Annotated in this window: 28 protein-coding genes; 9 read left to right on the top strand and 19 right to left on the bottom strand. The window is 75.6% G+C overall.

The window, feature by feature from the left end; genetic code table 11:
• Positions 1-21 precede the first annotated feature (21 nt).
• On the bottom strand, positions 22-1179 hold the full coding sequence (locus FXF50_RS13225) for a polyprenyl synthetase family protein (RefSeq protein ID WP_148427636.1): 1158 nt from the start codon (positions 1177-1179) through the stop codon (positions 22-24).
• 64 nt (positions 1180-1243) lie between these two features.
• Here FXF50_RS13225 and FXF50_RS13220 point away from each other — a divergent pair, with 64 nt between their 5' ends.
• Both FXF50_RS13220 and FXF50_RS30245 read left to right on the top strand, forming a co-directional pair.
• Complete coding sequence (locus FXF50_RS13220) at positions 1244-2170, top strand: phytoene/squalene synthase family protein (RefSeq protein ID WP_148427634.1); 927 nt, start codon at positions 1244-1246, stop codon at positions 2168-2170.
• A complete protein-coding gene (locus FXF50_RS30245; RefSeq protein ID WP_370464095.1) occupies positions 2167-2403 on the top strand; it encodes a deoxyribodipyrimidine photo-lyase in 237 nt (78 codons plus the stop codon). The genes FXF50_RS13220 and FXF50_RS30245 overlap by 4 nt, the downstream gene beginning before the upstream one ends.
• On the opposite strand, the gene FXF50_RS13210 is transcribed toward FXF50_RS30245, so the two are convergent.
• A complete protein-coding gene (locus FXF50_RS13210; RefSeq protein WP_148427632.1) occupies positions 2319-3419 on the bottom strand; it encodes a serine hydrolase in 1101 nt (366 codons plus the stop codon). The genes FXF50_RS30245 and FXF50_RS13210 overlap by 85 nt on opposite strands.
• 92 nt (positions 3420-3511) lie before the next feature.
• On the opposite strand from FXF50_RS13210, the gene FXF50_RS13205 reads away from it, so the two are divergent.
• Positions 3512-4996, top strand: a complete 1485-nt coding sequence (locus FXF50_RS13205; RefSeq protein WP_148427630.1) for an NAD(P)/FAD-dependent oxidoreductase — start codon at positions 3512-3514, stop codon at positions 4994-4996.
• Between the two features lie 4 nt (positions 4997-5000).
• On the opposite strand, the gene FXF50_RS13200 is transcribed toward FXF50_RS13205, so the two are convergent.
• The gene (locus tag FXF50_RS13200; protein WP_148427628.1) at positions 5001-5765 is read right to left on the bottom strand and encodes a crotonase/enoyl-CoA hydratase family protein; all 765 of its coding nucleotides are present in this window, start codon (positions 5763-5765) and stop codon (positions 5001-5003) included.
• Positions 5766-5818: 53 nt separating this feature from the next.
• Positions 5819-6652, bottom strand: a complete 834-nt coding sequence (locus FXF50_RS13195; protein ID WP_148427626.1) for an SDR family oxidoreductase — start codon at positions 6650-6652, stop codon at positions 5819-5821.
• Between FXF50_RS13195 and FXF50_RS29315 the strand changes: the two genes are divergently transcribed.
• From FXF50_RS29315 to FXF50_RS13185, 3 genes are all read left to right on the top strand, one after another.
• On the top strand, positions 6652-6798 hold the full coding sequence (locus FXF50_RS29315) for a hypothetical protein (protein ID WP_187399650.1): 147 nt from the start codon (positions 6652-6654) through the stop codon (positions 6796-6798). The genes FXF50_RS13195 and FXF50_RS29315 overlap by 1 nt on opposite strands.
• A gap of 63 nt (positions 6799-6861) precedes the next feature.
• Positions 6862-7503 carry a 5,6-dimethylbenzimidazole synthase gene (bluB, locus tag FXF50_RS13190; protein WP_148427624.1) on the top strand — a complete coding sequence of 214 codons (642 nt, stop codon included), beginning with the start codon at positions 6862-6864 and terminating at the stop codon, positions 7501-7503.
• A 51-nt stretch (positions 7504-7554) separates the two neighbouring features.
• On the top strand, positions 7555-8406 hold the full coding sequence (locus FXF50_RS13185) for a Rieske 2Fe-2S domain-containing protein (protein ID WP_148427622.1): 852 nt from the start codon (positions 7555-7557) through the stop codon (positions 8404-8406).
• A gap of 22 nt (positions 8407-8428) precedes the next feature.
• Here the strand turns inward: FXF50_RS13185 and FXF50_RS13180 are convergent, their stop codons facing one another.
• Genes FXF50_RS13180 through FXF50_RS13125 form a run of 12 tightly spaced genes read right to left on the bottom strand, consistent with a single transcriptional unit; the run spans position 8429 to position 17408 of the window.
• On the bottom strand, positions 8429-9475 hold the full coding sequence (locus FXF50_RS13180) for a LysM peptidoglycan-binding domain-containing protein (RefSeq protein WP_148427620.1): 1047 nt from the start codon (positions 9473-9475) through the stop codon (positions 8429-8431).
• A 15-nt stretch (positions 9476-9490) separates the two neighbouring features.
• A complete protein-coding gene (locus FXF50_RS13175) occupies positions 9491-9865 on the bottom strand; it encodes a hypothetical protein (protein WP_255510020.1) in 375 nt (124 codons plus the stop codon).
• A gap of 53 nt (positions 9866-9918) precedes the next feature.
• A complete protein-coding gene (locus FXF50_RS13170) occupies positions 9919-10389 on the bottom strand; it encodes a TadE/TadG family type IV pilus assembly protein (RefSeq protein ID WP_148427616.1) in 471 nt (156 codons plus the stop codon).
• The gene (locus FXF50_RS13165) at positions 10386-10874 is read right to left on the bottom strand and encodes a TadE family protein (protein WP_148427614.1); all 489 of its coding nucleotides are present in this window, start codon (positions 10872-10874) and stop codon (positions 10386-10388) included. The genes FXF50_RS13170 and FXF50_RS13165 overlap by 4 nt, the downstream gene beginning before the upstream one ends.
• Positions 10874-11077 (bottom strand): hypothetical protein, encoded by a 204-nt coding sequence (locus FXF50_RS13160; RefSeq protein WP_148427612.1) that lies wholly within the window; start codon positions 11075-11077, stop codon positions 10874-10876. Before FXF50_RS13160 ends, FXF50_RS13165 begins: the two co-directional genes overlap by 1 nt.
• Positions 11078-11104: 27 nt before the next feature.
• Entirely contained in the window at positions 11105-11965 is an 861-nt protein-coding gene (locus tag FXF50_RS13155; RefSeq protein ID WP_148427809.1) for a type II secretion system F family protein, read from the bottom strand.
• Positions 11965-12864, bottom strand: coding sequence for a type II secretion system F family protein (locus tag FXF50_RS13150; protein ID WP_148427610.1), 900 nt, complete (start codon positions 12862-12864; stop codon positions 11965-11967). The genes FXF50_RS13155 and FXF50_RS13150 overlap by 1 nt, the downstream gene beginning before the upstream one ends.
• Before the next feature lie 4 nt (positions 12865-12868).
• Complete coding sequence (locus tag FXF50_RS13145; RefSeq protein ID WP_148427608.1) at positions 12869-14398, bottom strand: CpaF family protein; 1530 nt, start codon at positions 14396-14398, stop codon at positions 12869-12871.
• Positions 14388-15221, bottom strand: a complete 834-nt coding sequence (locus FXF50_RS13140; RefSeq protein WP_148427606.1) for a ParA family protein — start codon at positions 15219-15221, stop codon at positions 14388-14390. Before FXF50_RS13140 ends, FXF50_RS13145 begins: the two co-directional genes overlap by 11 nt.
• Positions 15221-15883 (bottom strand): SAF domain-containing protein, encoded by a 663-nt coding sequence (locus FXF50_RS13135; protein WP_148427604.1) that lies wholly within the window; start codon positions 15881-15883, stop codon positions 15221-15223. Before FXF50_RS13135 ends, FXF50_RS13140 begins: the two co-directional genes overlap by 1 nt.
• Positions 15880-16848, bottom strand: coding sequence for a hypothetical protein (locus FXF50_RS13130; RefSeq protein WP_148427602.1), 969 nt, complete (start codon positions 16846-16848; stop codon positions 15880-15882). Before FXF50_RS13130 ends, FXF50_RS13135 begins: the two co-directional genes overlap by 4 nt.
• Positions 16842-17408, bottom strand: a complete 567-nt coding sequence (locus FXF50_RS13125) for a hypothetical protein (RefSeq protein WP_148427600.1) — start codon at positions 17406-17408, stop codon at positions 16842-16844. The genes FXF50_RS13130 and FXF50_RS13125 overlap by 7 nt, the downstream gene beginning before the upstream one ends.
• 590 nt (positions 17409-17998) lie before the next feature.
• Here FXF50_RS13125 and FXF50_RS13120 point away from each other — a divergent pair.
• On the top strand, positions 17999-18772 hold the full coding sequence (locus FXF50_RS13120) for an A24 family peptidase (protein WP_148427598.1): 774 nt from the start codon (positions 17999-18001) through the stop codon (positions 18770-18772).
• Positions 18773-18793: 21 nt separating this feature from the next.
• On the opposite strand, the gene FXF50_RS13115 is transcribed toward FXF50_RS13120, so the two are convergent.
• Positions 18794-19423, bottom strand: coding sequence for a phosphatase PAP2 family protein (locus FXF50_RS13115; RefSeq protein WP_148427596.1), 630 nt, complete (start codon positions 19421-19423; stop codon positions 18794-18796).
• A gap of 136 nt (positions 19424-19559) precedes the next feature.
• Here FXF50_RS13115 and FXF50_RS13110 point away from each other — a divergent pair, with 136 nt between their 5' ends.
• The gene (locus tag FXF50_RS13110) at positions 19560-21944 is read left to right on the top strand and encodes a glycoside hydrolase family 65 protein (protein WP_148427594.1); all 2385 of its coding nucleotides are present in this window, start codon (positions 19560-19562) and stop codon (positions 21942-21944) included.
• On the opposite strand, the gene FXF50_RS13105 is transcribed toward FXF50_RS13110, so the two are convergent.
• Positions 21917-22399 (bottom strand): hypothetical protein, encoded by a 483-nt coding sequence (locus FXF50_RS13105; protein WP_148427592.1) that lies wholly within the window; start codon positions 22397-22399, stop codon positions 21917-21919. The genes FXF50_RS13110 and FXF50_RS13105 overlap by 28 nt on opposite strands.
• 115 nt (positions 22400-22514) lie before the next feature.
• Here FXF50_RS13105 and FXF50_RS13100 point away from each other — a divergent pair, with 115 nt between their 5' ends.
• Positions 22515-23312 (top strand): SAM-dependent methyltransferase, encoded by a 798-nt coding sequence (locus FXF50_RS13100; protein ID WP_305069334.1) that lies wholly within the window; start codon positions 22515-22517, stop codon positions 23310-23312.
• Between the two features lie 103 nt (positions 23313-23415).
• Here FXF50_RS13100 and FXF50_RS13095 read toward each other — a convergent pair whose 3' ends face one another.
• Positions 23416-24297: an SdrD B-like domain-containing protein gene (locus FXF50_RS13095; RefSeq protein ID WP_148427589.1), complete on the bottom strand. Its 882-nt coding sequence runs from the start codon at positions 24295-24297 to the stop codon at positions 23416-23418.
• Positions 24298-24385: the final 88 nt, after the last annotated feature.

Below are 24385 nucleotides of genomic sequence, written 5' to 3'. Positions count from 1 at the left end.
CCTTGTCCGCGAAGTTGCCCATCATGCCCGCCGCGTGGTGGCGGCGGTGGCGAGGCCCGTCAGCGCGGTCCGCGCGGTGCCGTCGATCGGCGCGGCGTCGAGCGCGGCCTGCGCCTCGGTCACCCGGTCGGCGATCATCCGCTCGACCCGGGCCACCGCCCCGGTGTCCCGCACCACGTCGGCCAGGCGCGCCACCTCGCGCGCCCCGGTGACCGTGCCGGCCCGTTCCAGGGCGCGGCGCTGGGCCGGGTCGGCCAACTGCCGGGCCAGCGTCAGCAGCACGGTGGGCTTGCCGGTCCGCAGGTCGTCACCGGCCGGCTTGCCGGTGGTGACCGGGTCGCCGTAGACCCCGAGCAGGTCGTCCCGCAGCTGGAACGCCTCGCCGACGGCCAGCCCGTAGCGGGTGTACGCGGCGATCAGCGGGGTGTCCGCCTCGGCCCCGGCCAGGGCGGCGCCGAAGAGCAGTGGTCGCTGGACGGTGTAGCCGGCGGTCTTGTAGCGGGCCACCCGCAGCGCCCGGTCCACCGACCAGTGCGCCGCGTCGTGCTCGCCGAGCACGTCGAGGAACTGCCCGGCGACGGTTTCCACCCGCATCTGGTCGTAGCAGCGGCGCACGTCGAGCATCCGGGCCGGCGGCACGGTCGCGTGTGCCATCAGCCGGTCGGCCCAGACCAGGCAGAGGTCGCCGATGAGCACGGCGACCGCCTCGCCGTACCGTTCGGGGTCGCCGGTGTGCCCGGCCGCCCGGTGCCGGTCGGCGGCGGCCCGGTGCGCGGTGGGCCGGCCGCGCCGGGTGTCGGAGGCGTCCATCACGTCGTCGTGCACCAGCGCGAAGGTGTGCAGCAGTTCCAGCGCGGCGAGCGCCGGCAGCACCGCGGGCAGCGGCGCGTCGCCGCCGGTCAGCCCGCGCCAGCCCCAGTACGCGAAGGTCGGCCGGACCCGCTTGCCGCCGGCCAGCACGCAGTCGCGGGCGCTCGCGGCGAACCCGCCCATCGCCGCGTCGATCTCGGCGAGCGAGTCGACCTCGGTGGCCAGGAACGCCGCGAGAGTCTTGTCGACACCGTTCACCAGGTCGTTCGTGAACGCGGCCAGCACACCGCGGACCGGATCGTCCGGCGTTCCGGGCTGAGCTGGCGCGACCACCCGGAGCGAACTGTCCGCAACTGCGTCGTTGGCCATGCGGGCGAGCGTACCCTAGAGTTACGAGTTGCGTCGATTGCTGCATCGAATTCGAGGAGGGCCGGTGGACACCGATCTCACCGCTGCCTATGAGCGTTGCCGCGAGCTGCACCGGCGTCACGGCCGTACCTACTATCTCGCCACCCGGCTGCTCCCCGACTGGAAACGACGGCACGTGCACGCCCTGTACGGCTTCACCCGCTACGCCGACGAGATCGTCGACCGCACCGAGGACCTGCCGCCGGCCGAGCGCGCCGCCCGGCTGGAGGAGTGGTCCGCCCGCTTCGTCGCCGGCCTGCACGGTGCGTCGGTCGACGACCCGCTGCTCCCCGCCGTGCTGCACACCATCGCCGTCTTCGACCTCGACCGCGGCGACTTCGCGTCGTTTCTGCGCAGCATGACGATGGACCTGACCGTGACGTCCTACCCGACGTACGACGACCTGCTCGACTACATGGACGGTTCGGCCGCGGTGATCGGCACCATGATGCTGCCGATCCTGGGCAGCTCCGACCCGGCCGCCGCCCGGGAGCCGGCCCGCCAGCTCGGCTTCGCCTTCCAGCTCACCAACTTCATCCGGGACGTGGCCGAGGACCTGGACCGGGGGCGGACCTACCTGCCCGACGAGGACCTGGCCAGGTTCGACGTCACCCGCGAGGACCTGCTCGCCGCCCGGGCCGCCGGCCGCGCCACCCCACGGCTGCGCGAGCTGATCGAGTACGAGGTGACCCGCGCCCAGGCACACTACGAAGCCGCCGCGCCCGGCATCCCGCTGCTCGCCCCCGCCTCGCAGGGCTGCATGCGCACCGCGTACGCGCTCTACGGCGGGATCCTCGACGAGGTGGCCGCCCAGGACTTCGACGTGTTCACCCGCCGGGCCCTCGTACCCCGTCGGCGGCGGATGGCGGTGGCCGCGCGCGCGCTGCTCACCCCGGCCGGCGCGCCGGTGCGGATCCCCGGTCCCGCCCTCCGGCCGGCACTGGTCGCGTGAGCGACCGCACGGCGGTCGTGCTCCTCACCCGCGACCTGCGGGTACACGACCACCCGGCGCTGGCGTCGGCGTGCTCGGCGTTCGACCGGGTGGTGCCGCTCCACGTGCTCGACCCGGCGCTGCAACGGCTCTCGCCGACCGCTTCCCGTCAGAGGCAGGAGTGCACCGCCTCGACCAGCTCCTCCACCCGGTCGTGGTCGGCCAGCCGGGCGGTCGCGTACGCGAAGGTGTAGCCGCGCTCGGGATCGGCCCAGGCGCTGCTGCCGCCGATCCCGCCCATGCCCCAGCTCCCGTCCGGCTCCCACTGCATGCCCAACGTCCACGACGCCCGCCGGTCCAGCACCAGGTCCGGCCCGTCGTACTGCACCCGGGTCGCCTCGGCGACCAGTTCGGGGCTGAACCGGCGTACCCCGTCGAGGGTGCCGCCGGCGAGCAGGCCCACGTAGAGCCGGGCCAGGCCGGACGCGGTGGCGTGCAGGTTCACCGCCGGGACCTCGGCGCCGCGCCACAGCCGGCTGTTCAGCACCGCCAGGTCCAGCCCGCCGGCGGGATTTCCCACCGCCCGGGCGCGCAGCGACCCCGGCTCGCCCAGCATCCGGACCGCCCAGTCCGGGTCGCCGTACGACACGTCGGCGCAGCGCCGCTGGTCCGCCGCGCCCAGCCCGAAGGCCAGGTCGAGGCGCCACGGTCCGGCGATCTCCTCGGCCAGGAACCGCCCCACCGGCCGCCCGTCCACCCGGCGGACCAGCTCGCCGACCAGGTGCCCGTACGTCCAGGCGTGCTCGCCCGCGACGCTGCCCGGCGCCCACTCGGGCTCGGCGGCGGCCAGGTCGGCGCAGAGCAGCCCCCAGTCGGCGATCGCCGCGGCCGGCCGGGGCACCGGGAACGCGGGCAGCCCCGCAGTGTGGTCCAGCACCTGCCGCACGGTGGCCGGGGCGGCGAACTCCGGCCAGTACGCCGACACCGGCGTGTCCAGGTCGACCCGGCCCCGGTCGACCAGGAGCAGGAGGCAGAGCGCGACCACCGGCTTGCCCACCGAGAAGACGTTGACCAGGGTGTCCGGCCGCCACGGCTCCCCGGCCCCGTCGGCCGGGACGGCCGCGCCGGGCGGGACGGTGGCGCGGGTGCCGCCGACCAGGTCGACCACGGGCGTGCCGTCGTGCCAGACGGCCAGCGCGGCCCCGGTCTCCCGGCCGGTGGCGAAGAGGTCGTGGAAGCAGTCCCGGACCGGGGCGAAGCGTGCCTGCATCCGGCCACGGTAGGCGGTCGGGCTGGTTACCAGCGCGGGAATTCCGGCCCGACGCGTTGGCCGGCGGCCCGGCGGTGCGGAATGCTGGCGGGATGGCGCAGCCGGAACTGGTGGACGTGGTCGTGGTCGGGCTCGGGGTCGGAGGCGAGGAGGTGGCCGGGCGGCTCGCCGAGGCCGGCCTCACCGTGGTCGGGATCGAGCGGGACCTGGTCGGCGGCGAGTGCCCCTACTGGGGCTGCATCCCGAGCAAGATGATGATCCGGGCGGCGAACGCGCTGGCCGAGGCGCACCGGGTCAACGAGCTTGCCGGCAGCGCCGAGGTACGGCCCGACTGGGCGCCGGTCGCCCGGCGGATCCGCGAGGAGGCCACCGACACCTGGGACGACAAGGTCGCCGTGGACCGGTTCACCGGCAAGGGCGGCCGGTTCCTCCGGGGCAGCGGCCGGCTCGACGGTCCGAACCGGGTGCGCGTCGGCGACCAGGTGTTCGAGGCCCGCTACGGGATCGTCCTCGGCACCGGCACCCGCCCCTCGGTCCCGCCGATCGACGGGCTGGCCGGCACCCCGTACTGGACCAACCACCAGGCCATCGAGGTCGAGGAGCTGCCGGAGTCGCTGCTGGTGCTGGGCGGCGGCGCCATCGGCCTGGAACTGGCCCAGGTCTTCGCCCGGTTCGGCGTCCGGGTGACCGTGGTCGAGGCGGCCGACCGGGTGCTCGCCCTCGAGGAGCCGGAGGCGTCGGAGATCGCCGCCGGCGCGCTGCGGGCCGACGGGGTCGAGATCCACACCGGCGTCCGGGCCCGGCGGGTCAGCCACGACGGCAGCGCCTTCACCGTCCACGCCGACGGCGCCGCGTTCAGCGGCGAGAAGCTGCTCGTGGTGACCGGCCGCAAGGCGCACCTGGAGGAGCTGGGCCTGGACTCGGTGGGCATCGACTGCACGCAGCGCTACCTGCCGGTCAACGAGCGGATGCACGCCGCCGAGGGGCTCTGGGCGGTCGGCGACCTCACCGGCGAGGGCGCGTTCACCCACATCGCCATGTACCAGGCGGGCATCGTCGTCGCCGACGTGCTCGACCACATGCGGCGGATGAAGGGCGGGGCGGACGCCAGCGGCACCGCGAGCGTGGTCGGCGGCGCGGCGGGCGTGGTCAGCGCGGTCGGCGGGGCGATGAGCGCAGGCGGGTCGACCGCCGCCCCGGGCAGCGTCCCGGTCGCCGACTACCGGGCGCTGCCCCGGGTCACCTTCACCGACCCCGAGGTGGGCGCCGTCGGCCTCACCGAGCACCAGGCGCGCGAGCGGGGCGTCAACGTCCAGACCGGGTACGCCGACCTGACCGCGTCCACCCGAGGCTGGATCCACAAGGCCGGCAACGCAGGCTTCATCAAGCTGGTCGCCGACGCCGACCAGGGCGTGCTGATCGGCGCCACCTCGGTCGGCCCGGCCGGCGGCGAGGTGCTCTCCGCGCTGGTCGTGGCGGTGCACGCGGCCGTCCCGGTCAGCCAGCTCCGGCACATGATCTACGCGTACCCGACCTTCCACCGCGCCATCGAGGAGGCCCTGCGCAACCTGAAGTAGCCGGTCAGTCGGCCGGTGCGCCGTGCCGGCCAGCGCCGGCCGTGAACCGGGCCGCGCCCTTCATGGCGTCGGTGACCAGGGACTCCATCCCGAAGGCGAGTTCGGTCGCCAGCGCCTCCGGCTCGGGCAGGCCGCCGCCCGCCAGCACCGCCGCCCGGTCGTTGCGCAGGCAGGTCTGCGGGTGCCGGGCGATCTCGGCGGCCAGCCGCTCGGCCTCCGCCCGGGCCGTGCCCGGCGCGACCAGCCGGTTCACCAGACCCATGGCGTACGCCTCGTCGGCGGGGACCGGGCGGCCGGTGAGGATCAGATCCATGGCCCGGCTCTCGCCGATGAGCCGGGGCAGCCGCACGGTTCCGCCGTCGATGAGCGGCACGCCCCAGCGCCGGCAGAACACCCCGAGCGTCGCGTCCGACTCGGCGACCCGCAGGTCGCACCAGAGCGCCAGTTCCAGGCCGCCGGCCACCGCGTACCCGGAGATCGCGGCGAGCACCGGCTTGGACAGGCGCATCCGGGTCGGGCCCATCGGACCGTCGCCCTCGGGCTCGACCCGGTTGCCGCGCGGCGTGCCGATGGCCTTGAGGTCGGCACCGGCGCAGAACGTGCCGCCCGCGCCCCAGAGCACGGCGACGGCCGCGTCCGGGTCCGCCTCGAAGGCGCGGAAGGCGTCGGCCAGGGCCCGGGCGGTCGGTCCGTCGACGGCGTTGCGGGCCTCCGGCCGGTCCAGGATCACCGTGGTCACCGGCCCGGCGTGCTCGACGCGTACCCCCATCCCGTCAGCATGCCCTCGCCGGCGCCCGCCGCGCCAGCTTCCGCGCGGCGGGTTCAGGCGAAGTCGGCCGCGTGGTCGGCGGCCCAGTCGGCGAACGTACGCGCCGGACGGCCCAGCACCGCCGCCACGTCGCCGGTCACCTGCTCCGGCGTCTCCGCCATGGCCGCCCAGCCGGCCAGTGCCGCGTCCGCGAACGCTGCGCTGCCCATCGCCGCGGCCAGCATGGGGCGCACCGCCTCGGCGGGCACGTCCTCCCAGCGCAGGTCGCGGCCGATCGCGGCGCCGATGAGGCGCACCTGCTCGGCCTGGGTGACCGTCTGCGGGCCGCTGAGCACGTAGGTCCGCCGGTCGTGCCGGTCGCTGGTCAGGGCGTCGACCGCCACGGCCGCGATGTCGTCCTCGTGGACCATCGAACGGGCCGCCGCGCCGTACGGCCAGCGCACCGCGCCCTCGGCGCGGATGGCCGGGACCCAGCCCAGCGTGTTCGTGGCGATCCCGGTGGGACGCAGCATCGTCCAGGGCAGGCCGGACGCGATGACGGCGCGCTCGACCACGGCCCAGAACGAGTCCGGGTCGGCCTCGGCGGTGGCGGCCGACACGTACACCACCCGGGGCGACCCGGCGGCGGCGAGCACGGCGGTGACGCGCGGAGCGAGCCGCGCCGCCGTGGCCGGTTCGACGAACGGCCAGATCAGGAACACGGCGTCGACGCCCGCCAGGTGCGGTCGGAGGGTCTCCGGATCGGCCAGGTCGGCGGCCACCACCTCGACACCCGCCGGCAGCTTCGCGCGGCCCGGGTCGCGGGTCACGGCCCGTACGCCGTGGCCCGCCGCAACCAGTCGCTCCACCACGCGCCGCCCGACGTTGCCCGTCGCGCCCGTCACCAGTGGCGGAGCGCAGCGGCGTCTCCGCGTCGGCGATCCGGGACTGGAACGCGCTCGCCGAGCGGCTGCGCGCCGAGGCCCAGTCCCGCATCGACCGGCTCAGCCAGGTGCTGCGCGAACTGGCCCCGCCCGCCCCGCCCGTGCGCTGACGGCTCCCTCTAGCGTTGAGTCGCCCACCGCGAGGGTGGGCCGAGTGCGGCGGGAGCCTGCCTGTGGACCTGTACGACGTCATCCACCGCCGCCGCGACGTGCGCGCCGAGTTCACCGGGGAGCCGGTGCCGGACGGCGTCCTGGACCGGATCCTCACGGCCGCGCACGCCGCGCCGAGCGTCGGCAACTCGCAGCCCTGGGACTTCGTGCTGGTCCGGGATCCGGGGACCCGGCGCCGGTTCCACGCCCACGTGCAGGCCGAGCGGGACACCTTCGCCGCCACGCTGGACGGCGACGCGGCCGAGCGGTTCGCCCGCATCAAGATCGACGGGGTGCTGGAGTCGACGCTGTCGGTCGTGGTCACGTACGACCCACGGCGGGGTGGGCCTGCGGTGCTCGGCCGGCACGCCATCGCCGACGCCGGCCTCTACTCGGTCTGCCTGGCCATCCAGAACCTCTGGCTGGCCGCCACCGCCGAGGGGCTGGGCGTCGGCTGGGTCTCCTTCTACCGGGAGCCGTTCCTCGCCGACCTGCTCGGCATCCCGCCCGGCATCCGCCCGGTGGCCTGGCTCTGCGTGGGCCCGGTGAGCCATCTCCAGACCGTTCCGGACCTGGTCCGGCACGGTTGGCGTACGCCCCGGCCGCTGGCCGCCGCCGTGCACGCCGACCGCTGGCGGGCGGACGGGGACCACCCGATGGGGTGATCCGTGGTCGCCGCCCGGTTTGGGGCCTCTCCTGCCGGGAAGTCGGACCGCGTGCGCGAACTATTGACGAAGATCGAGCAGAACACCCGACTCGACCGGGTCGGTGACCGGTTGCAGCGCGCCGTCCAGGGCACGCTGCGTCCCCAGCGGGTCCGGGACTTCCTGCACGGCGTCTGGCTGGGGCACCCGCTGCACCCCGCCATGGTGCAGGTCCCGGTCGGCGCCTGGATCTCGGCCGCCGTCGTGGACCTGATGCCCGGCCAGCGCCGGGCGGCCACCGCGCTCGTCGGGGTCGGCACGGTCAGCGCGCTGCCGGCCGCCGTGGCCGGGCTCAACGACTGGGCCGCACTCTCCCGCGACCAGCGCCGGATCGGCCTCGTGCACGCCGCCGCGAACACCATCGGCCTGAGCCTCTACGCCGGCTCGCTGGCGGCCCGGATGAACGGGCGGCACAACCTGGGCCGGGCGCTGGCCTACCTGGGGCTGTCGGCGGCGAGCGCCGGGGCGTACCTGGGTGGGCACCTCGCGTACAAGCAGGGCGCGCAGGTCAGCCAGAGCATCTCCGAGCTGCACCTGGTCAGCGACGGCTGGCACCCGCTCGGCGACATGTCGAGCCTGCCGCAGCGGCAGCTCCTCACCCGGGAGATCGACGACGTCTCGGTGATCCTCTACCGGCACGGTGACGACGTCACGGTGATGCTGGAGCGCTGCCCGCACCAGAGCGGCCCGCTCGGTGAGGGCGACGTGCAGGAGATCGACGGGCACGCCTGCGTGGTCTGCCCCTGGCACGGCAGCACGTTCCGTCTCAACGGGGGCGAGGTCGTCCACGGCCCCTCGGGCAACGACCAGGTCGTCCTCCCGACCCGGGTGGTCAACGGCCGCCTGGAGGCCCGCCTCCCCTGACCGCCGTCGCCGGCCGGTGGCGTCAGCCCCTGCGGTGGCGGCCTCCCACGAGGTCGCGGACCGTGGTCCGGGGCACCGCGCGCCGGCGCAGGCCGAGGACCGCGCCGATCTGGGCGCCCACGATGCTCGCCACCGCCAGCACCGCCGAGATGGCCAGCGGGCGGTTGATCCCGTCCTCAACGGTGGCCCGGGAGGCCCCCGTCGACATGGCCGGCTGCTGCCCCGCGGGCGCCTCCACGGTGGGCGTGGTGTCCCGTCCGGCCGGGTGCGGGGACGGCTTGCCCTTCGGCGTCGTCGAGGACGCGTCGCCACCGCCCGGCGTCGCGGCCGGACCGGCAGCCGGGCCGGACGGGCTGGCCGGCGTGACGACCAGCCGGCCGGTGGCGTGCCGGCGGGCGCCCGCGTCCACCGCCCCCTCGGGCAGCCTGAGCAGCTGCCCCGGCCGGATCCGGTCCGGGTCGGCGAGCCGGTTCAGCCGGGCCACCTCGCGGTAGCGGTCGAAGTCGTCCAGGTAGCGGTCGGCCACCTCGCCCAGGTAGTCGCCCTTCGCCACCCGGTACACCGCCGGGCTCGTGGTGACCGAGGCGGCCCGGGCCGGCGGGGCGGCGTGTCCGGCCTGCGGGGCGACCGCCGCCGGCGCGGCGGCGACCGGCTGCGGCGCGGCCAGGGTGGCGGCGCTCGCCGCGGCCGGGCTGGCCGCCAGGATCAGCGCCACCGAGCCGACCAGCGCGGCCGCGGCCCGCTGCTGGCGGCGCATCCCGGGCAGCCGCGGCGCCGGCCGGCGCAGCGCCCCCGCGAGGAGTTCCACCAGTACGGAGAAGGCGAATGTGGCCCAGCCGAACCAGCCCACCACGGCGAGCGCCCGCAGGAAGAGCTGGCCGTCGTCGCGGCTGGTCAACGCCGTACCCACCTCGGCCAGCGTGGGCAGGTGGTCGGGGAGGGGGTTGCCGGCGAAGGCCAGCAGGGCGATCGGCCCGCCGCCCAGCACCGCGCAGAGCACGACGAGGGCGCCGAGGCCGGTGAGGACCTCGCCGGTCCGCCGGACGGCCGAGCGTTGCGATGCACCCATGGCTGCCTTCCCTTCCTACGGGGCTCCGGTGAGCGCCCGCGCCGTGGCCTCACCGGTGACGGTGGCGGTGTTCTGGAAGCCGAGGAGACCGAGCAGGTCCCGGCGGTAGGTGATGCGGACGCGTACCTGGATCTGCCGCTCGCCGGCGACCACCGGGAAGCTGACGTCGTGGTCGCGGACCCCGCCGGCGGCGCCCAGGTAGTCGGCGACCGCCTTCCGGGCGGCCACCTCGTCGATCTGCTTCGGGCCGCCCTCGATGGCGTGGGCCCGGTCGATCATCTGGCCGCCGCTGCGGGCCGCCTCGGCGGCCAGGTTGTCCGCGCGCTGCAACGAGCGGAGCTGCCCGGCGCCGTCGTACGCCAGGCTGATGATCGCGAGCACGCCGGTCATGGCCACGGCCAGGAAGAGGCTCACCCGGCCGCTCTCCGACGCGCGTCGCCCGCTCACCGGCGGCTCCGGTAGGTGTCCAGCGGGGAGGTGAAGCTCGCCGAGACGGTCTTGCCGCCCGGCACCCCGGGCAGCCCCGGCGCCCGCAGGTCGGCGAAGGAGACCGTGCAGGTCACCGTGACGGTTACCGTCGCCGGCACCCCGGGCGCGCTGCGGTACGCGGCCGCGAAGCTGGTCCCGGCGTCCCCCACCGAGCCGCGGAAGGTCAACGCCGGCGGGGCGGTGCAGCGCAGCCCCGACCAGTCGAGCTGACGGCGGGCGGCGTCGGTGGCGGCGGTCCGGCCGGTCCGCGCGTCCCGGGCGATCGAGGCGGCGCGGGCGGCGTCGTGCGCGGCCGACTCCACCGCCTCGTCGGCGACGGCCGTCCGGCCGGCCACCCCGGCCAGCACCATCAACCCGATGAAGGCGGGGGCGAGCACCGCCACCTCGATCGAGACGGAACCCCGGTCCCGCGCCACCCGCCTCACCCCGTCGTCCAGCGTTCGACCGGGCCGTGCGCGCGCTGCGAGACCGCGAAGCGCACGCCCGGGATCACCGACAGGGAGCGCCCGCTGACCGTGCAGGTGACCTCGGTGGCGGTCGTCGTGCAGGTGGGGCCGGGGGCCTCCCAGTCGACCAGCCAGTCCCCGGCGGCACGCAGGAAGGTGGTGGCCCGGTCCCGGCCGGCGTTCGGCGGGGCCTGGAGCACCCGCTGGGCGTTCACCCCCGTCTGCGCCGCGTTGAGGGCGGTGGACCGGGCGACGAACCAGACGGCGAGCTGGATCGAGGCGAAGAGCAGCACCAGGATCGCCGGCATCACCACCGCCAGCTCGACCGGGTTGGCTCCCCGCTCGTCCCCGCCGGCGGCGAGCCGTCCACGCAGGACGGCGATGATCCGCCCCGGGCCGCGCCGACCGGCGGGCCGGCCGGCGGGCGCCGGTCGGCTCCGGTCCGTACGGGCGGGGCGGGACATCACTTTGGATCCGTGTGGTTCGGAATGGCGTTCATCCAGTCGTTGGCCTTGGTCAGGGCGAGCGCGGTGACCGCCATGGCCACCGCGACCAGGCCGAAGATGATCACCGCGGTCGGCACCGGGCTGTCGCCCCGCTCGGTGTCCCGCCGTAGCTCGGCCAGGCGGCTGCTGAGCGCGGCGTGCAGGTAGGCGTAGAGGTGCATGGTCGTCTCCTTTGTCGGGGCTGGGGCTCACAGACGGGCGAGGAACGGGTAGACGGCGAAGCCGAGCAGGACGAAGACCAGCAGCGAGCCGGGGATGTCCAGCCGACTGGTGACCCCCTCGGCCCGGGCGAGGTTGTCGGTGCGGATCTGGTCGCGCAGCGAGTCGGCGCGGCTGCGCAGGGTCTCGTGCACCTGGGCGCCCTCGCTGCCGGAGGAGCGCATGATGGCCCCCACGTCGCCCAGCTCCGGGATGCCGATCCGGTCGGCCAGCTCCTGGAGCTCGTCCCAGGGCGAGTGCATCTGGAGCTGGGCGATCCGCAGCGCCTCCCGGATCCGGTCGAAGACCCAGCCGTCGCAGACCGCCGCCGCGCGCTCCAGCGACTGCACCGGGCCGTGCGCCGCGGAGAGCTGCAACGCCACCAGGTCCAGGTAGGTGCAGACCGCCTGGCGGAACTCGTCCCGTGCGGCGTCCGCCCGGGCCAGCACCGCCCGGTGCGCGAGCAGGCCGGCGACCAGCGCCAACCCCAGGCTCCCCACCACCGGTACGGCCAGTGGCAGCGCGACCCCGCCCAGGAAGAGCACGGCCGAGGCGACCGCCGGCGTGGCGAACCCGACCAGCGCGGAGAGCAGCACCGACAGGGCGTACTGCTCGGGGGTCCGGTCGAGCAGGGCGAGCTGCCGGTGCGGCGGGCGCAGCCAGCGCGAGACGCCGCCGAGCCAGTCCGGCCCGCTCCCGACCACCGGCGCCTGGCCGGGCGGCTGGTGCAGCCGGCGCAGCGCCGGGCCGAGCGCCGGGGTGGCCGGCAGGGCCTCGCGGACCACCAGGAACAGGCCCAGCCCGACGGCCGCCCCGCCCAGCACGGCCATCGCCAACTGCCAGTTGACCATCACGCGATCGCCTCCTCCGGGTCGGGCGCCGGCAGGAAGCGCGCCGGGCGGGGCGGCTGGCTCATCGACCGCACCCAGACCAGCAGCCCGACGAAGGCCGCCCCGAGCACCGCCATCACGAGCTGCCCGAAGACCGTCCCGTACGGCCGGACGTAGTCGCTGTTGACCAGCCCGTACGCGAGCGTGGCCAGGGTCATCCCGGTGAGGAAGCGGACCGCGAACCGCGGCTGCGTCCGCTTCGCCTCGACCTCGCGCCGGGTGGCCACCTCGGCCGAGGCGGCGGAGGCGATCGAGCCGAGCACGTCGCCCAGGCGTTCGCCCCGGTCGGTGAGGTGCAGGATCAGCGCCGCCACCACCTGGTCGCAGACCGGGTCGGCGATCTCGTCGGCGAAGGCGAGCAGGGCGGACCTCGCCAGCCAGCCGGCCTGAAGGCGGGCCGCCAGGGTGCGTACCTCCTCCTGGATCTCCTCCGGCGCGGTGGCGATGGTGCCGATGATGGCCTGCTGGAGACCCTGGCCGGTGTTGGAGATGTCCTTGAGCCGCCGGGTCCACTCGCCGACCGCCTCGATCCGGGCGATGGCCCGCTGCTCGGCCCGGCCCACCGCGAAGAGCCACGGCACCCCGGGCACCGCGAGCGCCACCAGCAGGCCGACCACCGGCAGCCCGGTGAGCAGGAAGGCCAGCGCGCCGGCCACCACGGCCGCGCCGAGCAGCACCTGGTGGCGGTGCTGCTCCCGGCGGCCGGCCCCGGAGCCGGTCCAGAGCCGGCTCAGCCCGGGCCCGGCGCCCGCCGTCGAACGGGGCGGCCGGCGGGTGCCGACCAGCGCGACCACCGCCAGCACCAGCCCCGCCACGCACGCCGCCCCGGAGACCAGCGCGATCAACTCGATCGTCGTCATGAGGTCACCGCCGACCCAGTCGGGTGTGCCGGGGCCGTCGCCACGCGCCCGTGCCGGCCTCGATGAACCGGGTCAGCAGCCGGGCGTCGTAGCCGACCCGGAGCAGCTGGTCGCGGATCCGTTCGGGCAGGTGGCGGGGCACCGCCCGGCCGTCCGGTCCCGGGCCGAAGACGCTGGTGGTGGTGATCCGGTTGCCCTCGCCGACGCCGATGACCTCCTCGACGTGCGAGACGAAGCGGTGCTTGCGGCCGCCGATCGCGGTCTCGTCCTCGACGGTGACGTAGACGATCAGGTCCAGCGCGTTGCCCGCCATGCGGCGGGCCTGGTCGACCGTCATCTCCCGGCCGTGGGCCAGCGCCAGCTCGATGATCCGCTCGCCCACCCCGGCCGGGGTACGCGCGTGGATCGTGCACATCGACCCGCGGCTGGTGGTCATCGCCTGGAGCATCGGCACGATCTCCCGGGACCGCACCTCGCCGACGATGATCCGCAGCACGCCCATCCGCAGCGACACCGGGATGAGGTCGGCGATGCTCACCTCGCCGGCGGGCCGGCCGTCCAGCCCGCGCTCGCCGTGCCCCTCCCGGGACTCGAAGCTCATCACCGCCCGGTGCTTGTGCCCGCGCCGGGCCGGCAGCAGCTCCCGGCTCTCCTCCAGCAGCACGTACGGCTCGTCGGCCGGGATCTCGTCCATCAGCGCGCGGATGACCGTGGTCTTCCCGGCCCCGGCCAGCCCGGCGACCATGATGTTCAGCCCGGCCCGCATGGACGCGCGGAGGAAGTCGCGCAGCAGCGGATCGATCATCTCGTCCAGGTCGGGCCGGCCACCGGCGATGTCCTCCAGGCTCACCGCGAGCGTGTTGTGCTTGCGGATCACCGCGTACGGGCGGTGGCTGACCAGGAAGACCGCGGCGAGTCGGCTGCCGTCGGGCAGTTGCAGGTCGAGCGTCGGCTTGGCGGTGGACAGCGACCGCTCGGTCGCCCCGGCCCGGCGGGCCGCCGCCTGGAGGATCTCCACCAGCTCGTCGTCGCTGTCGGCGATCGGCTCGGCCCAGTCCACGCCGCCGCCGTGCCGGGTGATGCGCACCTGGTCGCAGCCGAGGATGTGCACCTCCTCGATGGTGTCGTCGACCAGCAGCGTCTGGAGCCGGCCCAGGCCGACCAGCTCGGCGGTCACCTGGTCGAGCAGCAGCCGCTCCTCGTCGGCGGCCATCGGCGTGCCGGCGCGGCGGACCGAGTCCGCGTACGCCGAGACCACGGAGACGGCCAGCCGGGCCCGCTCGACCTCCTCCGCGTCCGCGTCGAACTCCCGGCCGCGCTGCCAGAGCGTGAGCCGTTCGCTGAGTTCCCGGCGCAGTTCGCGGACCACCGCGAAGTCGACCCGGGGGCGGGGCGACGGGGGTGGCGGCGCGGCCGGCACGGCGGGCGCCGGGGGCAGATGGTGCCGCGCGTTCGGCGGGACCAGCGGCGGCGCCGTCGAGGTGGCCCCGGGCTGCTGGCCACGCGGGTCGTGAGAGACCGGCTCAAACCGCACCGGACACCCCCGGCGTGCTCGGCGCGGTCACCGCTCGGGGGGCCGGGGCGCCCGGCCAGGCCAGCCGGGCCCGCCGCCGGTCCAGCAGCGCCCGGACCGGCACCTCCAGCGCGCCGGCCGCGCGCATGAGCGGGCGGTTGGCGCGTACGGTGCCCCCGTGCCCGAGCACCTCGGCGGTACGCGGGTCGTGCGGCAGCCGGGCGATCACCGGCAGCCGCAGCGCCTTGCTGATCTCGCTGCCACCGTGCCCGTCCCCGACGACCAGCAGGCGCAGGGTGCCCGGGGGGACCCGGTGCTCGGCGAAGTCCCGCTCGATGGCCTTCACGGTGGCGCGGGTGGCGGACAGGTCGGGCAGGTGGGCCCGGGTGACCAGCAGCACCACGGCCGCCGCCCGCAGCACCGGCCACGGTGGACCGCCCACCTGCAACCGACCACAGTCGACAAGCACGTCGTACGGCGGGACGCCCCGCTCCAAACTGGTGAAGAAGTCGGCGAAGCGCTGCCAGAGCGGGGTGACGCTGCCGGCCTGGGCCGGGTCGACCACGCCGGGCAGCAGCAGCCGCTCCCGCCTCGGCGCGTCCAGGTCGACGAGCTGCGACCAGAAGGCGCTCTCCAGGTTGCCGTCGCGCAGCTCCCCGACGGCCAGCTCGCCGAGGCCGCGCGGGCCGTCGAGCGCCCCGCCCAGGTAGCCGGCGAGGATCGAGCCGCCCGCCGGGTCGCACTCGGCCAGCACCAGCCGGCGGTGCCAGCTCAGCGCGGCGGCCAGGGCGGCCGTGGTGACGCCCGGCGAACCCTTCGCCGAGACCAGGGCGATGATCGCCATCAGGCCGCCTCGGTGAGCACGAGCGCGATCCGGTCGTCCGCGGCCAGCGCCACCACGGCCGGCACGTCCCGGACGGCCAGCGCCAGGTAGACCACCACGTCGTCGTTCTCCGGCGTGGCGGTGTCGATCACCGTGGCCTCGAAGCGGGTGCCGCCGGCGCGCGTCGCCTCGGCGCCGCCGGGGCTGGTGTCGGGCATGCTGACCAGCAGCACCTTGTCGCCCGGGTGCAGCCTGCGGGCGGGCACCTGGCTCGGCTCCAGCCCCAGCGCGAGCTGCTGCTGCCCGGGCCCGAGCAGCGGCGCGTCGGTGAGCTGGGCCGGGGTCAGCAGCGTGCCGGGGGTGAGCCGGACGGCGGCCCGCCGGCCCAGCACCTCCTTGATCCGGTCGGCCGGCACCGGCTGGAGCTCCCGCCCGCCGGAGACCCGCACCGGGACCAGGTCGTCGGCGGTGAGCTGCCGACCGACCTCGACCGGCCGGGCCACCGCGAGGTAGCTGCCGGTGGAGCGGACCGAGGTGACCGCGAAGGCCGCGCCCAGCCCGCCGAGGGCGATCAGCAGCACGGCCAGGCCGAGCAGGCCGGGGCGGATCCGCCGCTGGCGGACCACCTTGGGCGGCGCCACCGGCGCGTCCAGGGGAATCCCGTTACGGGTCGCCACACTCATCGCGTCACCACCTGAAGTTCGTTGATCTGCACCGGGACGGTCCCGCTGACCCGGCTCTGGGCGATCTCGCCGCTCTCGCCGCCGCCGGACCACGCGACGGTCCAGAACGTGGTGGCGCTGACCTGGTAGGTGCCGGCCCGGGCGTAGCCGCGGTCGTAGCCGCAGTCGGGTGAGGTCCGCCCGGCCCGGGGGCCGTCGGCGGCGTACGGCGTGCCGGGTCCCATGCAGGTGACCTGGGTGCCGTCGCCCATGGTCCAGACGATCCGGGTCACCCGGGCGGTGATCCCGACGGTCAGCCCGCGGTCCGAGGCGGAGGCGCGCAGCGGCCCGAAGTAGGACGCCCCGCCGCTGGCCCACATCCAGACCGGCAGCCCGACGAGGCCGGGGCCCTTGCTGCGCCGGGGCGCGACGGCGACCCGGGGCGGCAGCAGCGAGATCGAGGCCAGCGCGCGGCGGGCCAGTTCCTCCGGGTCGGGCGGCGCGCCGTAGCCGGGCGGCGGCCCGTCGCGCAGCACGACGCTCTGCTCGCCGAGGTCGCCACCGTTGCAGGTCCGGACGTACCACTGCTGGCCCTCGGGGGCGGTGGGCTGGGGCTCGGCCAGCTTGTAGTAGCAGCCGTCGCCGTTGTTGAACCAGCCGAGCACGTCGTCGTAGCAGGGGATGACCCGGCCGTTCCACTGGCACTTCGCCGTGCCACCGCCGTTCCCGCCTCCGCCGCCGGGGTCGCCGCCTCCGCCGGGCCTGCCCGGGGTGCCGGGTTCGTCGTCCCAGACGTTGCAGTCGTTCTGCCCGGGCGGGCACTCGCCGCCGGGGTTGCCGGCGCGGGCGGACGCGCCGGTCACCAGCAGCGCGGGCGCCCCGGTCAGCGCCAGCAGCAGCGCCAGGCCGGCGGTGAGCAGCAGCCGGCGGGGCGTCCCGGCCGGGGTCGGCCGGGCCGGGACACCCCTTCCTCCCCAGGTCAGCACGGCTGGTCCTGGTGTCCGGCGCCGGCGCTGATCAGCCACCGGCCGTCGGGGTAGCGGGTCGCCGTGGCGGTGGCCAGGTAGCGCCCGCCGCGGGTGCCGGGGACGACCCGGCGGTCCTTGGCGTAGACGAGGCGGTAGCCGGTCGCGTCCAGGCAGTCCTGGATCTCCACGGTGGGCGGATCGGCGGCCAGGTCGACCGCGACCACGGTGGGATCCGAAACGAGTCTTCCGGTACGCATGGCGCCGTGCTCCTTCGCCTCGCGAATTGCCACCCGCACCCGGGTCAGCAACGGATCCGCCACGAATCGGGCCAGTGCCGGATGGCCGGGATCGCTGCGCGCGCTCGCCGCCCGGGACGCGTCGAGATAGCCGGAATAGGCGGCGAGCGCGGCCTTTCCGGCTGATTCCTCCTCGGCGCTGGAATGCGCGACGGGTGCGGCGGCGCCCCCGGTCAGCGGGCGGGTCGTCGCCTCCGGCTCGCTGCCGCAGCCGGCGGTCGCGGCCAGTAGAGCAAGGCTGAGCAGGCAGGTTTCCCATCGTCGGGATTGCCGTGTGCGCAACGCCGGGCCCTCCTCGGTGGCGGCCCGGAGTGGCCGCGTCAACGCACTCCGGGCATGCGGAAGTGCGCCCGGATGTGTCCGGCCGGGCCGCATCTGCTACCGCTGCATTTACCTGGACTGATCTTTAACGAATTCGAAACCTGGTGTCTCCGGTTGGCCTCCGACGCCAATTGATCGGGGGTTGCGTCGTACCCAAGGGGCGAGCATAGGCTGACGTCCGCCGATGCAACAGAGGCAATTGATCCGAACACTCTGCGTGATGACAGGTGGTGGCGGCCGGTGGGTGTCCGGACGACGACGAACGGCCCGCGGGCGGGTCGACCGCCGGCAGGAGTGCGTTCACCCGCACGCGTTGTCGGGCGTCCCGGGCGCGTAGCGGCGGGCGGCGGATTGGGGGGCAACAGCCCCTCTGGTCCGATCCGTCCCCTCGGCCGGCGGCCCGCCCGCCCCTCCCCGGCAGCCGGTCATCCGGCCCCGGCCCGCCCCGGGTCCGACGCCGTTTTCCGCGCCATCCGCGACACGGCGGTCGGGCGAAATTCACTCTGCGTGCTCCAGAGTGGAACCCTCAGCGACCGCCCCGGGGCGCCGGCATGACCGCCGAACGGGTCCGGGCCGCCGCACCGACGGCCCCCGCCCGCCGTCCGGCCGTCCGGCTGTGGGCCGCGCTGACGGTCGTACCGCTGCTGCGGCTGGCGGTCGCCCGGTACGCCGTACCCCCGGGTGTGCCGGACCGGGTGGGGTGCGACGGCTGCGGCGCGCCGATCGGCCTGGACCGGCCGCTGCCGGCGCTCGGGCCGGCGGCCCGCTGCCCGTCCTGCCGGGCGCGGGTCGGGGCCGCGCCGATGGTGGTGGAGGTGGCCCTGGTCGCCGCCGTGGCGGCGGTGGCGCTCACCGGCGGGCCGGCCGGCGTGCGGGCGGCCGTCGCCTGGTGGCTCGCCTGGGCGGTGCCGCTGGCCCTGGTCGACGCGGCGGTGCACCGGCTCCCCGACCGGCTGACCTGGCCGGCGGCGGCCGGGGTGTGGGTGCTGCTCGGTGTCGCCGGGCTGGCCGGGCCCGGCCCGGCGCCCTGGCTGCGCGCCACGGCGGCCGGGCTCGCCCTCGGCGCGGGCTTCGCGGCGACCACCCTGCTGCTCGGCCGGCGCGGGTTCGGCCTCGGCGACGCCAAGCTGGCGCTCGGCGCCGGGGCGCTGCTCGGCTGGCACGGCTGGCCGGTGCTGGTGGCGGGGCTGGTGCTCGCCGTCACCCTCTCCGCGGTGGCCGGCCTGGGGCTGCTCGCGGCCCGCCGGGTCCGCTGGTCCAGCCACCTGCCGTTCGGCCCCTCCCTGATCCTCGGCACCGCCCTCACCCTCGTCCTGACGACGTGAGCGCCGGCGGCGGAGAACCGGTCAGCGCCGGGCGGGCCGGACGGTCGGGCGGGCGGCGGCGCGGCGGACCCGCCAGCGCAGCACGTCGGCCACCGGGCGGGCCAGCACCGGGGTGAGCAGGGTGCCCACCAGCACGCCGAGCAGCAGGCCGGCGGCCACGTCGTGCGGGTAGTGCACGCCCACGAAGGTGCGGGAGAACGCGGCCAGCGCGGCCAGCGGGACGGCCACCAGGCCGATCCGGCGGTGCAGCAGCAGCACGGTGGCGGCCAGCGCGCCCGCGATGGTGGCGTGGTTGCTCGGGAACGACCAGTCGCCGGCCGGCGGGCAGTGCCCGGCCACGATCACCAGGTCGGCGGGGCTGCGGCAGGGCCGGTCCTCGGCGACGAGGGTCTTCAACCCCTCGCTGGACACGTACGCGCAGACCACCGCAACCGGTGCGGCCAGGGCGAGCGCCCGGCCGCGGAGGTCGCCCCCGACCAGCCGGGACAGCGCGGCCAGCACCAGCAGCACCCCGAGCAGGACCACGGCCCCCTCGGTGAAGTGCACGGCGAACCAGTGCACCGGTTCCGGCGTGCGGTCGGCGAACTCGACGATGTCGTGGTACCAGTCGGCACTGACATCCGGAACGTCGGTCACCACGGCGTCAGTCATGAATCACCTCACCAACCGTTCATACTCCGTTCACCTGGAGGGTGGTGGGGGAATGACTGTCGGGGCACCCAAGTCTCAGGCGCCTCTCAGCCGGGTCTGATCCGGTGGCCGCGACGTACCGACCTCGGGAGGACCCGTGCCGCACAGCCCCCAGGGCGACGAGACCTGGCGGATCCGCCGCACCGCGGCGGACCTGGACCGGCTCGGCGAGACCGAGTCGATCTTCGCGCTGGGTAACGGCTGGGTGGGCTGGCGCGGCACCCTCGACGAGGGCGAGCCGTACGAGATGCCCGGCACCTACCTCAACGGGTTCCACGAGCGGCGCGAGCTGAGCTACCCGGAGTACGGGTACGCCTTCCCCGAGCACAGCGACACCGTGATCAGCGCCCCGAACGCCGCGCTGGTCCGGCTCTGGGTCGGCGGTGAGCCGCTGGACCTGCGGACCGGGACGGTCCGGCGGCACGAGCGGGTCCTCGACCTGCGCGCCGGGGTGGTCCGCCGGGAGACCGAGTGGATCTCGCCGGGCGGCCGGGGTGTCCGGGTCCGCAGCACCCGGCTGGTCTCGCTGCCCCGCCGGCCGGTCGCCGCGGTCGACTACCAGGTCGAGCCGCTGGACGGCTCCGTCGAGGTGCGGGTCTGCGCCGACCTGCTCGCCAACGAACGGGTGCCGGAGCGCGCCGACGACCCGCGCGCCGCGTCGGTGATCCACGACCCGCTCACCGCCGAGACGGGCCGGCAGGACGGCACCGACGGGTTGCTCGTGCACCGGACCGAACGCAGCGCCCAGCGGGTCGCCGTCGCGGTCGCCCACCGGGTCGACGCGCCGGGCACCGCCGCGACCGACACCGAGCTGACCCCCGACCGGTTCCGGCTGGCGGTCACCGGCCCGCTGCGCCCCGGCGAACGGATCCGGGTCACGAAGTTCGCCGCGTACGAATGCGCGCACGTCGACGGCACCCCGGCCGGCGAGCTGGCCGACCTGGTCGTCGCGGAGGCGGACGCGGCCCGGGCCGAGGGCTTCGCCGCCCTGCTCGACGCGCAGCGGGCCGCCCTCGACGCCGCCTGGGCCACCGCCGACGTCGAGCTGGACGGCGACCCGGAACTCCAGCAGGCGCTCCGGTTCGCGGTGTTCCACCTGCTCCAGTCCGGCCGGGCCGACGGCGACCGGACCATCCCGGCCAAGGGGCTCACCGGCAACGGCTACGACGGCCACGTCCTCTGGGACACCGAGGGCTACGTGCTGCCGGTGCTCACGTACCTGGCGCCGGGGCTGGCGCGCTCGGCGCTGCGCTGGCGGCACGCGCACCTGCCCGAGGCCCGGGAGCGTGCCGCCGAGCTGCGACTGGCCGGGGCCACCTTCCCGTGGCGGACCCTCGGCGGCCGGGAGTGCTCGGCCTACTGGCCGGCGGGCAGCGCCGGGCTGCACGTCAACGCCGACATCGCCGACGCGGTGCTGCGCCACGTCGCGGCCACCGGCGACGAAGATTTCCTCGCCGAGTGCGGCGTGGAGCTGCTGGTGGAGACGGCCCGGCTCTGGCACCGGTACGGCCACTGGTCCGACACCGGCACCTTTCACCTGACCGGGCTCACCGGCCCCGACGAGTACTCGGCGCTGGTCGACGACAACCTCTTCACGAACCTGATGGCCCGGCGCAACCTGCGTGGGGCGGCCGACGCCGCCGAGCGCCTTCCGGAGGCGGCCGCCCGGCTCGGCGTCGACCCGGCCGAGATCGCCGGTTGGCGGGCCGCCGCCGACGCCGTGCACGTCCCGTACGACGGCAAGCGCGGGGTGCACCAGCAGTCGGCGGGCTTCACCGAGCAGCCCGAGTGGGACTTCGCGAACACCCGCGCCGACGACTACCCGCTGCTGCTGCACTTCCCCTACCTGGAGCTGTACCGGAGGCAGGTGGTCAAGCAGGCCGACCTCGTGCTGGCGATGCTGCGCTGCCCCGGCGAGTTCACCGCCGACGAGAAGGCCCGCAACTTCGCGTACTACGAGGCCCGTACCGTCCGGGACTCCTCGCTGTCGGCCTCCGCGCAGGCGATCCTCGCCGCCGAGGTCGGTCACCTCGACCTGGCGTACGACCTGTTCGCCGAGACGGCGTTGCAGGACCTGGAGGACCTCGGCGACAAGACCGCCGACGGGCTGCACCTCGCCTCGCTGGCCGGGGCCTGGCTCGTGGTGGCGCAGGGCTTCGGCGGGCTGCGCGACGACCGGGGCGTGCTCTCCTTCGACCCGCGGCTGCCCCGCCGGATCAGCCGGCTCGCGTTCCACCTGCGCTGGCACGGGCACCGGCTGCGGGTCACGCTCACCCCGGAGGCGGCCCGCTACGAGCTGCCCGACGCCGGCCCGGCCGACGCCGTCGAGCTGTGGCACCACGGCGAGCGGCTGCGGGTGACCGGCGACGCCCCGGTCACCCGGCCCATGCCGCCGGTGCCCGATCCGGGTCCGGAGCCGCCGTCACCGCCCGGCCGCCGGCCGACCCGGCGCGGTCAGGAGGACGTGGGCGGCGCGGGGTGAGTCGGCACGCCCGACATCCGCTCGACGATCTCCTCCAGCGCCTCGAACGCGTACGCCCAGTTGTGGCACTTGAAGCTGCGCAGCCCCTCGATGGGCGTGCGGCAGTCGGCGCAGTGCACGCCGGGGACGGCGTCCGGCACCTCGGTGTTGACGTACTTGCGCTCGCCGAGGATGACCCGCGCGATCATGCCCCGGTCGTGCACGCCGTGCAGGGCCGAGGAGACGATGTCGTACCAGTTCACCCGGCGGCCGCACTTCGGGCAGTCCGGCTCGTCGCCGCTGACCCAGAGCGGGGCGCCGATGCTGCGCGCCGGCATGTTCAGCAGCTTCTCCAGCCGGCGCACGTCCGACTCCGGCGTGGTCCAGCGGTGCCGGCCCGGTAGCGAGGCGGGCGAGTCGTAGACGGCGCGGAACACCACCGGGTCGACCTCCACGGTCTCCCGTCCACCGGTCATGGGTACCTCCTCGGGTCGGCTGGTCCCACCGTCGTACCAGGTGAACGGGCTCGGCAGCCGGATCACGGACACGACGGGTCAACGGTGTGTCGCCCAGGGTGCTACATATCAGGGCGTGACGGGAGAGCCGACCACCACCGCGACCGACGCCGAGGCGCGGCCGAACGTCGCCCGGATGTACGACTACTACCTGGGCGGCTGCCACAACTTCGCCGCCGACCGGGCCGCCGCCGAGCAGATCCTGACGCTCTTCCCGGACACCGGCGTGGCGGCCCAGACCAACCGCGCCTTCCTCCGCCGGGCCGTGCGTCACGCGGCCGAACGGGGCGTACGCCAGTTCCTCGACATCGGCGCCGGGCTGCCCACCCAGGGCAACGTGCACGAGATCGTCCGCGAGGTCGCCCCCGGCTCGCGGGTGGTCTATGTGGACAACGACGAGGTCGCCGTCGCGTACGCCCGGCGGCTGGTGCCCGCCGACGGCCGCACCGTCGTGGTCCGGGGCGACCTGCGGCGCCCCGACGACCTGCTGGCCGACCCCGACGTGCGGGGCGCCCTCGACCTCGCCGAGCCGGTGGCGCTGCTGCTGGTCGCGGTGCTGCACTTCGTGCCCGACGCCGACGACCCGTGGGCGGCGGTGGCCCGGCTGCGCGACGCCACCGCCCCCGGCAGCCTGCTCGCGCTCTCCCACCTGACCATGGACGGCGCGCCGCCGCTGCCCGCCCGGCAGGGCACCGCGGTCTACCAGCGCAGCAGCGCACCGCTCGTGCCGCGCTCGCACGCCGCCGCCCTGCGCTTCCTCGACGGGTACGACCTGGTCGAGCCGGGCCTGGTCTGGCTGGCCGACTGGCGGCCGGACGGCGAGCCCCGCTCAGCCGTGTCGCACGGCTACGGAGGCGTCGGCCTGCGCCGCTGACCCGTCCGGCCAGTCCACCGCGTCCCGGGCGGCAGGTGGACAAGCGGGAGAGGGCTGCCGCCCGCCCGGGCGCGTGTCTCCCCCGGGCGAGCGGCGGCCGAGGTCAGCTCCGGGTGATCAGACCGGCGTCGACGACGTACTCCCCACCGGCGTGGGCCGAGAACTCGGCGCTGGCGGCGAGCAGGGTCGGGTCCCACTGGTACGCCGTCACCAGGTCCGAGTCGGTGGCGTCGTCACCCACGTCGCCGGCGGTCTTGTCGTACTGGCTGGTCGCCTCCACCCGTACCTGGTAGAGCAGTTCGGTCCGGGCCGTGATGGACCAGGTGCCGTCCGGGTTCACGGTGGCCGACCCGCCGCCGATCGTCTGCCCCTGCGGCCGCCAGAGGGTCACCTGGAGCACGCCGTCCGGCCCGATGCCCGGCTCGCCGTCCTCGCGCTGCCCGTCGCCGTCCAGGTCGTGCCACACGACACCACGGATGACGCAGGTGCCCGCGATGGCCACGGTCACCGAACCGGTGTTGTTGCCGGTGTTCGACTCCCGCTTGTCGGGGGCGATCGTCGCGGTGATCGGCACGGTGGTGCCGGGGGTGGCGCCCGCCACCTCGAACGGCACGTTCAGCTGGCTGCGCTGTCCGGCCGTCAGTGCCGGGTACGCGCACGAGTAGCTGGTCGCGCCCGCCACCGTGCAGGTCCAGCCCGTGTCGGCGTACGGGGTCGTGGTGCGGAGGCCGGCGGGCACCGAGACGGTGACCTTGACCGGGCCCGAGTCGCCGTTGCCGTAGTTGCGCAGGTCGACCTGGGCGTTGAAGGTCTCGCCCTCCGCCGGGTTGAGCACGTCGGTCGTCACAAGGTCGACGACCAGGTCGGGCTGGGTCCTCCCGGCCGCCACCGCGTCGGTCGGAAGGGTCGCCGCGCCGAGGGCGAGGGCGGCCAGGGTGGTGGGGACGACACGTCGGAGCGAGCGGGACAGGGAGTTCGGTCGCATGACTTCCTCACGTCGTGGGGTCACGGCCCGACCGGGACGGCGGACCGCGGAGATCAACTGCGTCTCCGCTCATCCGGCGTCGTCGATC

The sequence above is a fragment of the Micromonospora sp. AP08 genome (genome assembly GCF_008085935.1).
In the GTDB taxonomy this organism is placed as follows: domain Bacteria; phylum Actinomycetota; class Actinomycetes; order Mycobacteriales; family Micromonosporaceae; genus Micromonospora; species Micromonospora chersina.
The sequence above is the reverse complement of the archived record's forward strand: the minus strand, read 5'-3'. Positions and strand labels throughout refer to the sequence as shown.

Excerpts from the sequence above, each read along its gene's own strand:
- FXF50_RS13225 (WP_148427636.1), bottom strand. The coding sequence starts at position 1,179 with ATGGCCAACGACGCAGTTGCGGACAGTTCGCTCCGGGTGGTCGCGCCA.
- FXF50_RS13210 (WP_148427632.1), bottom strand. The coding sequence starts at position 3,419 with ATGCAGGCACGCTTCGCCCCGGTCCGGGACTGCTTCCACGACCTCTTC.
- FXF50_RS13205 (WP_148427630.1), top strand. The coding sequence starts at position 3,512 with ATGGCGCAGCCGGAACTGGTGGACGTGGTCGTGGTCGGGCTCGGGGTC.
- FXF50_RS13200 (WP_148427628.1), bottom strand. The coding sequence starts at position 5,765 with ATGGGGGTACGCGTCGAGCACGCCGGGCCGGTGACCACGGTGATCCTG.
- FXF50_RS13180 (WP_148427620.1), bottom strand. The coding sequence starts at position 9,475 with ATGGGTGCATCGCAACGCTCGGCCGTCCGGCGGACCGGCGAGGTCCTC.
- FXF50_RS13175 (WP_255510020.1), bottom strand. The coding sequence starts at position 9,865 with ATGACCGGCGTGCTCGCGATCATCAGCCTGGCGTACGACGGCGCCGGG.
- FXF50_RS13165 (WP_148427614.1), bottom strand. The coding sequence starts at position 10,874 with ATGTCCCGCCCCGCCCGTACGGACCGGAGCCGACCGGCGCCCGCCGGC.
- FXF50_RS13160 (WP_148427612.1), bottom strand. The coding sequence starts at position 11,077 with ATGCACCTCTACGCCTACCTGCACGCCGCGCTCAGCAGCCGCCTGGCC.
- FXF50_RS13155 (WP_148427809.1), bottom strand. The coding sequence starts at position 11,965 with ATGGTCAACTGGCAGTTGGCGATGGCCGTGCTGGGCGGGGCGGCCGTC.
- FXF50_RS13150 (WP_148427610.1), bottom strand. The coding sequence starts at position 12,864 with ATGACGACGATCGAGTTGATCGCGCTGGTCTCCGGGGCGGCGTGCGTG.
- FXF50_RS13140 (WP_148427606.1), bottom strand. The coding sequence starts at position 15,221 with ATGGCGATCATCGCCCTGGTCTCGGCGAAGGGTTCGCCGGGCGTCACC.
- FXF50_RS13135 (WP_148427604.1), bottom strand. The coding sequence starts at position 15,883 with ATGAGTGTGGCGACCCGTAACGGGATTCCCCTGGACGCGCCGGTGGCG.
- FXF50_RS13120 (WP_148427598.1), top strand. The coding sequence starts at position 17,999 with ATGACCGCCGAACGGGTCCGGGCCGCCGCACCGACGGCCCCCGCCCGC.
- FXF50_RS13115 (WP_148427596.1), bottom strand. The coding sequence starts at position 19,423 with ATGACTGACGCCGTGGTGACCGACGTTCCGGATGTCAGTGCCGACTGG.
- FXF50_RS13105 (WP_148427592.1), bottom strand. The coding sequence starts at position 22,399 with ATGACCGGTGGACGGGAGACCGTGGAGGTCGACCCGGTGGTGTTCCGC.
- FXF50_RS13095 (WP_148427589.1), bottom strand. The coding sequence starts at position 24,297 with ATGCGACCGAACTCCCTGTCCCGCTCGCTCCGACGTGTCGTCCCCACC.